The sequence below is a fragment of the Streptomyces sp. NPDC097107 genome (genome assembly GCF_044762405.1).
Lineage (GTDB): Bacteria > Actinomycetota > Actinomycetes > Streptomycetales > Streptomycetaceae > Streptomyces > Streptomyces thinghirensis.
The window spans coordinates 338,675-345,664 of sequence record NZ_JBIWEF010000005.1 but is presented as its reverse complement, the minus strand read 5'-3'; the positions used below and the strand labels follow the sequence as shown (position 1 = coordinate 345,664).

Annotated in this window: 6 protein-coding genes; 1 reads left to right on the top strand and 5 read right to left on the bottom strand. The window is 74.6% G+C overall.

The genetic code is table 11. The features are described 5' to 3' along the window. Nucleotides 1–102 precede the first annotated feature (102 nt). From ACIQ1J_RS14290 to ACIQ1J_RS14280, 3 genes are all read right to left on the bottom strand, one after another. A complete protein-coding gene (locus ACIQ1J_RS14290; protein WP_403556998.1) occupies nucleotides 103–567 on the bottom strand; it encodes an SSI family serine proteinase inhibitor in 465 nt (154 codons plus the stop codon). Then, on the bottom strand, nucleotides 564–1,889 hold the full coding sequence (locus tag ACIQ1J_RS14285; RefSeq protein ID WP_403557196.1) for a M14 family zinc carboxypeptidase: 1,326 nt from the start codon (nucleotides 1,887–1,889) through the stop codon (nucleotides 564–566). The genes ACIQ1J_RS14290 and ACIQ1J_RS14285 overlap by 4 nt, the downstream gene beginning before the upstream one ends. A gap of 261 nt (nucleotides 1,890–2,150) precedes the next feature. Continuing rightward, nucleotides 2,151–2,702, bottom strand: a complete 552-nt coding sequence (locus ACIQ1J_RS14280) for a DUF1707 and FHA domain-containing protein (RefSeq protein WP_210964554.1) — start codon at nucleotides 2,700–2,702, stop codon at nucleotides 2,151–2,153. A gap of 268 nt (nucleotides 2,703–2,970) precedes the next feature. Here ACIQ1J_RS14280 and treZ point away from each other — a divergent pair, with 268 nt between their 5' ends. Next, nucleotides 2,971–4,716, top strand: a complete 1,746-nt coding sequence (gene treZ / locus ACIQ1J_RS14275; RefSeq protein WP_403556997.1) for a malto-oligosyltrehalose trehalohydrolase — start codon at nucleotides 2,971–2,973, stop codon at nucleotides 4,714–4,716. Between the two features lie 7 nt (nucleotides 4,717–4,723). Here treZ and ACIQ1J_RS14270 read toward each other — a convergent pair whose 3' ends face one another. Both ACIQ1J_RS14270 and ACIQ1J_RS14265 read right to left on the bottom strand, forming a co-directional pair. Continuing rightward, nucleotides 4,724–5,671: an aminoglycoside phosphotransferase family protein gene (locus ACIQ1J_RS14270; protein WP_403556996.1), complete on the bottom strand. Its 948-nt coding sequence runs from the start codon at nucleotides 5,669–5,671 to the stop codon at nucleotides 4,724–4,726. A gap of 53 nt (nucleotides 5,672–5,724) precedes the next feature. Beyond that, a complete protein-coding gene (locus ACIQ1J_RS14265) occupies nucleotides 5,725–6,855 on the bottom strand; it encodes an aminopeptidase P family protein (protein WP_403556995.1) in 1,131 nt (376 codons plus the stop codon). Nucleotides 6,856–6,990 lie beyond the last annotated feature (135 nt).

Here is a 6,990-nt window from a genome sequence, read left to right as displayed (position 1 = left end):
GTGCGAATGGGTGTCTGCGCAGGGGCTACTGCCCCATCTTTACGGCGCCGGGGGGGGGGGGGTGGTGTCCGGACGCCACCCCCGCCCGCCGCCCCGTCCCGCTCACCCCTGCGTGTCCCACGCGAACACCGACCCCGTCCGTGCCGCCATCACGCACGGGTTGGGGAAGGCCTGCGTGTACTCCACCGGCTGTCCCCGCCACTGCCCGCGCGCGTGGGCGGTCACCGGGGCGTAGATCATCGGGCAGTGGGTGTCCCGCAGCGGGATGTCGGCGATGCGGCCGTCCGTCGCGTCGAGTTCCGCGCAGGCGCGGGCCGCGCGGGCGTGGCCCTGGGGCGGGTCGCACAGCAGGAGGGCGCCGCGTGTGGCGCCGGACGGGACACCTGACGGGGCGCCGGGCCGGGCTCCTGACTGGGCGTCGCCTTGGGTGACCGTGAGCAGGAGCCAGTCGTTCGCCGGTTCTTGCGCCGCGGTGGCCTGCGCCGGAGCCGCGCAGGTGAGGAGGAGTGCGGTCGCGGCCGTCAGGAGGCCGGCCCGGGCCGCTCGGGACGTGATGGTGTGGGTCATTCCCGGTGCATCGGCACCGCGGCCCCTGAACCCCAGCCCGGCTCACCCGAACGGGAGCCCGCGGCGGGGCGCCGCCCGGCCAGTTCGAACGCGGCGAGTACGACCCGCGTCTGGTACTCGACCTGGCGTGCGACCGGGATCCAGCGGGCCGCGCAGCCGTCGCGGTAGTCGGCGCAGCCTTCGTCGACCAGCCGGTCCAGCTCGGGCAGGACGCCCGCCGGATCGCCTCCGGTACGGGTCACCAGCTGGTGCAGCAGCCCCGCGGTCCGCAGGGCCAGGCGCCGTCCGGCGAGGCGCAGGGCGACCAGGTGGGCGGTGCTCATCGGCGGCAGGGAGCGCCCCGATCCGTCGTCGGTGTCGGGGTCCCACGCGTCGGCGAGCCTGGGGCAGACCAGCAGGTAGTCGTCGACCGGCGCGAGGAGGTGCGCCGCCTCCGGCACGGTGGCGAGGTGCGGCCGGACCCGGGCCAGGACGCGGTGCAGACGCCGGGTGTCGTGACGCAGGGTGCGGCTCACGGAGCGCAGTACCCCGTCCCGGTCCGCCGGGGACGAGCCGTCCGCCACGGCGGCGACGCCCCACATGGGCGCCTCGACGACCGCGGTGACGGTGCCGTGCCGCCCCGGGTGACACCACGTCGACTCGACGGCGGCCTCGGTGATGGCCGCCGTGAGGTCGCCGCGCCGGGGTGGCGGGATGCGGTAGACGGCGGGACCGAGGTCGGGCCAGTACAGGGTGTCGTAGGCGCCGAGTTCACGGGGGATGCCGAGCCTGGCCGCGGTGTGGGCGATGCGCTGGGCGATGCCCGGCAGGTCGTGGGTCAGCTCGACGAAGCCGCCGCCGACGTCGACGCCGTGCAGGGAGCACTGCAGGAAGGGGCGCAGTTCGTCCTGGAGCGCGAGCAGGGTACGGGTCTCCGGGAGCGCGGCGTGGTCCGGGCCGTGGGGCAGCCATTCGGGCTGCTCCAGGAAGCCGGGCCGGAAGAAGTTCCGGGCATAGCGGCCGAGGGTGTACGGGCCGGACAGCCAGCCCTCGTTGCGGCGCAGCCCGTCGGGGTCGACGCACAGCAGCAGGTTCCAGGTGGCGTCGGCGCCCTCGGTGAGCCGGGCGTCGGCCAGGGCGCGCTCGGCCAGCCGCAGGACCGTGGCGCCGCCCACGGGTTCGTTGGCGTGCGGCCCGGCGACGACGAGGGCCTGGCGGCTGCCGTGGCCGACGGACAGCAGCCACAGCGGGGTGCCCGCGCGGGACGTGCCGACGCGGCGCAGCCGTGCGCGTCCGGGATGACGGGCGACGAGAGCGGCGGCCCGGGCGCCCAGCTCGTCCACGGTCGGATAGCGCAGGAGGGGCGGCAGGGCACACCTCCACGATGCGGACTGACGGTTCACCTGGCGTCCTCGGTGTACGCACAGTCAGTCACGACTCGACGGGTACGTCAACACCATGAAAAGCAACGGGGTTTGCCTCACGGAACAGCACCCCGGACACCGAACCGAACACTGAACCGGACACCGCGCCGAATACCGCACGGAAATGCACAACCCCGAGTGAACCCCAGGCCAGAGCTGTGCTCCCTCCCTTCCTCCGGCTCAGTTCACCGCGAGGCGGAAGGCCATCTGGCCGAAGCCGATCTGGTCACCCTCGCGGACGACGGCCGCGCCGATGACCCGCCGCCCGTTGACGGTGGTGCCGTTGGCGGAGCCCAGGTCGCGCAGCACCCACATGCCGCCCTGACGGCTCAGTTCGGCGTGCACGCGGGAGACCGTCTCGTGGGTCAGGCGCAGCCCGCTCGCCGGGTCGCGCCCTATGCGCAGCGGATGTCCGGCACCGGGGTGCGGCAGCAGCAGCTTGGGCAGCCGCTCGGCCTGCCAGGCCCTGCGCAGCCGTACGCCGAACCCGGACACCGCCTCGACGGTGCCGAACACCAGCCGCGACACCCGCCCCTCGGTGGGCAGGTCGGCGGTGAGCAGGGCGAGATCCTCCAGGCGGCGGGCGGCGAGCGCCAGCTCCATCCTGCGGATGAACGTGTCGTGCGACAGCCGACCCATGGCGACACCGTCCCGGAGCACCTTCAGCGCCTTGTCGCGCTCCGCGTCGGACAACCGCGCGGGGTACGTGTTGAACTCGAAGGACGACGTCACGCTGGTGATTGTCGGTCAGCCGGGCCGGAGTGTCCAGAAAACGGGAAACGGCCGCCACGCGCGCACCGCGCACGCCCTCGCCCTCGCCCGCGCCCTCGCCCTCGCCCGCGCCCTCGCCCTCGCCCGCGCCCTCGCCCTCGCCCTCGCCCTCGCCCGCGGAGCGCAGCACGACATGCGCCGCAATCGGGGACTTTCAGCAGCGCAGAGATCACTTTTGCAGGACCATGGACGGGCTACATCACGGTGAGCAGACGAAGGGGAACCGTCCGTGCAGTTCGAGGTGTGGGCACCGCAGGCCGGCCAGGTGACGCTGACGTGCGACGGCGTCACGCGCGCGTTGGAACGCGATCCGGAGCGGCCGGGGTGGTGGTGCGGTCGGGCCGAGGCGCGCGACGGCTCGCGGTACGGCTTCGCGGTGGACGACGGCCCGGTTCTGCCGGACCCGCGTTCGCGCAGGCAGCCGGACGGACCGGACGGGCTCAGCGCGGTCGTCGACCACGGACGGTACGCGTGGCGTGCCGAGTGGGGCGGGCGGCCGCTGCCCGGCGGTGTGCTCTACGAGCTGCACGTGGGCACCTACACGCCCGAGGGCACGCTCGACGCCGCCGCCGAGCGGCTCGGCCACCTGGCCGGACTGGGCGTCACGCACGTCGAGTTGCTGCCGCTGTGCCCGTTCCCGGGCCGGCACGGCTGGGGGTACGAGGGTGTCTCGTTGTGGGCGGTGCACGAGCCGTACGGCGGGCCCGAGGCGCTGAAACGGTTCGTCGACCGGGCCCACGAACTGGGCCTGGGCGTGATCCTCGACGTGGTGCACAACCACCTGGGCCCGTCCGGCAACTACCTGCCCGCCTTCGGCCCGTACTTCACCGACACCCACCACACGCCCTGGGGCGTCGCCGTCAACCTGGACGCCCCCGGCTCGGACGAGGTGCGGGCCTATCTGGTGGACAGCGCGCTGGCGTGGCTGCGGGACTACCGGGTCGACGGACTGCGGCTGGACGCGGTGCACGCCCTGGTGGACACACGCGCGTGCCACTTCCTGGAGGAACTGTCGACGGCGGTGGACGGCCTCGCCGCCGACCTGGAGCGCCCGCTGTTCCTGATCGCTGAGTCCGACCTCAACGACCCGCGGATCATCACCCCGCGCGCGGAGGGCGGCCTGGGCGTGCACGCGCAGTGGAACGACGACTTCCACCACGCCCTGCACGCCGCGCTCACCGGGGAGTCGCAGGGCTACTACGCCGACTTCGCGCGGGTTCCGCTGGCGGCGCTCGCCAAGACGCTGACGCGGGGCTACTTCCACGACGGCACCTACTCCAGTTTCCGGGGCCGCGGTCACGGCCGCGCGCTGGACCGCGGCCGGGTGGCCGCCCACCGGCTGACCGGCTACAGCCAGACCCACGACCAGGTCGGCAACCGCGCCCAGGGGGACCGTTTGGCCGCGCTGGTCTCCCCGGGCCTGGCGGCCTGCGCCGCGACGCTGACGCTGACCGCCCCGTTCACACCGATGCTGTTCATGGGTGAGGAGTGGGCGGCCGGCACCCCGTGGCAGTTCTTCACCGACCACACCGATCCGGAACTCGCCCAGGCGGTACGGAGCGGCAGGCGGCGTGAGTTCGCCGCGCACGGCTGGAAGGAGGAGGACGTGCCCGACCCGCAGGACCCGGCGACGCGCGAAAGGTCCTGCCTCGACTGGTCCGAGCCGGAACGCGAGCCGCACGCGCGCGTACTGGACTGGTACCGCCGGCTGATCGCGCTGCGGAGCCGGCAACCGGACCTGACCGACCCGGACCTCGCCGACACCCGGGTGGCGTACGACGCCGAGGCGCGCTGGCTGGCGTTCCGGCGCGGCGACATCCGGGTGGCCGTCAACCTGGGCGCCGAACCGGCGGCGATCCCGCTGGGCTCCCGCCCCGCGCGCGTGCTCGCCGCGTGGGAGCCGGTGCAGGCGCCGGGGGCGGACGGGGTGCTGCGGGTACCGGGCGAGTCGAGCGTCGTGCTCGTACAGGAGTGACGGGCGCTCAGGACGGCTCGTCGTCCGTGCCGTCCCCGCGCAGCTCCGTCACCCGTTCCAGCATGATCGGCTCCCAGGCGCGCCGCAGCCGGGTCCTGAGCAGGGGCAGTGACCCGGCCGCCGGCGCGGAGGCCCGGCCGGAGAGGGCGGCGGCGAGGCGGACGAGGGTGTCGCAGCGGGCCAGCCACAGGCCGCGCAGGCACGGCCGGGCGCCGTAACCGGCGAGGGTGGCGGCGCGGACGGCGGCGGGCGAGCCCACGGAGAGCGCGAGCCCGGCGATGTCCTCGGCCGGGTCGCCGAGGACCGCGTCGGTCCAGCCGAGGACACCGCGCACCCGGCCGTCGGCGTCGACCACGAGGTGCTCGCCGGCCAGTCCGTGGTGGACCAGGACCGCCGCGCCGGGCTGGGCGCCCAGCTGGACCGTCGCCGACCGGGTGAGCCGCTCCGGCCTCGCGGGGTCGAACTCGTCGGCCTCGGCGAGGCGCCGGGCGGCGCGCTCGGCGGCCTCCCGCAGCGTCTCCAGGGAACGCGGGGCGGCCCGGGGCACACCGAGGGTCTCGGCCTGGCGGACCGGCACCTCGCGCACCCCGGTGAGCAGCGCCGCGAGGTCCGCCTCGCCCAGGGCCGACACGTCGTGGTCCTCGCCCGACCCGCCGGGCACCTTGGCGTCCAGCGTGTAGGTCAGGCCCGGCGCCCACTCGCCGTGCGCGACACTCGCCGGCACCGCGACGGGGACGTACGGGCGGACCAGCTCGCGCAGGCGCAGTTCGCGTCGCCGCCGTACCGCGGTCTCGCGGTCCGGGGCCAGGCGCAGCACATGCCGGGTGCCGACCCACCAGGTGGCGGGTCCGGCGCCCTCGGCGACGGGCCGCACGTCGGGTTCCGCGTTCTCCCCCAGCAGGGAACGGACCAGTCGGCGGACGGTGTCCGCGGTGGGTGTCGGTGCCTGGGTCATGGTCGCGCCGTCGTCTTCCGGGTCTGCCGGGGCGTGGGGTCCGTCTGGGCCGGTCACTCCACTGTGACCATCTCCCGGGTGGTGTCGTTGAGGCGCCGGCCGCCGTCCTCGGTGACCGTCACGATGTCCTCGATGCGTACCCCGAAACGGCCGGGCAGATAGACGCCGGGCTCCACGGAGAAGCACATGCCGGGCACGAGGTGCCGCTCCTCGCCCTCGATCATGTACGGCGGCTCGTGCGTGGTGACGCCGATGCCGTGCCCGGTGCGGTGGATGAAGTACTCCCCGTACCCGGCGCCGGCGATGACCGCGCGGGCGGCCCGGTCGACCTCCTGGCAGGCGACGCCGGGCCGCACGGCCCCGAAGCCCGCCTCCTGCGCCTCGCGGACGAGGTCGTGCACCCGTCGCTCCTCGTCGGTGGGCGCGCCGACGTGGACGGTGCGCGAGGTGTCGGAGCCGTACCCGTCCTTCAGGCCGCCGAAGTCGAGGACGATCATGTCGCCGTCCTCGATGACGCGGTCGCCGACCTCGTGGTGCGGGTTGGCGCCGTTCGGGCCGGAGGCGACGATGGTGAAGTCGACCTGGGAGTGCCCGAACCGCCGCAGCAGATGGGCGAGGTCGGCGGCGACGTCGGACTCGCGGCGTCCGCCGAAGCGCACCTTCCGGATCTCCTCGAACGCGGCGTCCGCGGCCGCTCCCGCCGCCGCCAGCAGTTCCAGCTCCACCGCGTCCTTGACGGCGCGCAGCATGGGCAGCGCGTCGGTGAGCGAGGCGTACGAGGTGCCGGGCAGCGCCCGCTGGAGGGCCAGCAGGTGCATCGCCCAGGCGTTGTCGCTGATGCCGAACCGTCCGGAGCCGTCGAGGAGGGCGGCGGTGGCGGCGTAGGGGTCCTTGCCGTCGGTCCAGTCGCGCAGGGTCAGGGCGGGCGCGCCGGCGGCCTTCGCGGCGTCGGGGGCCTCCAGTGCCGGGACGACGAGGACGGGGTCGCGGTCGGCGGCGAGGACCAGCAGGGTGAGCCGTTCGGTGGCCGCGGTGGGCGCGTAGCCCGTGAGCCATACGAGGTCGGGCCCCGGCGCCACCAGCAGCCCGGCCAGTCCGGCGTCGGCGGCCGCCCGCGCGGCACGCTCCATCCGGGCCCGGTAGTCGTCGGCGGTGAAGGGAGCAGCGGGCGCGCTGCCGGTCATCCGGGCCTCCCGGGGCAACAGGGGTGAAGGGACTACGGGCAGCATCCTGCCCCCGGCGAGGGAGCGACGCGAGCCGATTGGCGTTGATCAACCACTGTCACTAATGGTTGGATACAGTCCAAGCGTTAGACCCAG

Excerpts from the sequence above, each read along its gene's own strand:
- ACIQ1J_RS14270 (WP_403556996.1), bottom strand. The coding sequence starts at position 5,671 with ATGACCCAGGCACCGACACCCACCGCGGACACCGTCCGCCGACTGGTC.
- ACIQ1J_RS14265 (WP_403556995.1), bottom strand. The coding sequence starts at position 6,855 with ATGACCGGCAGCGCGCCCGCTGCTCCCTTCACCGCCGACGACTACCGG.
- ACIQ1J_RS14290 (WP_403556998.1), bottom strand. The coding sequence starts at position 567 with ATGACCCACACCATCACGTCCCGAGCGGCCCGGGCCGGCCTCCTGACG.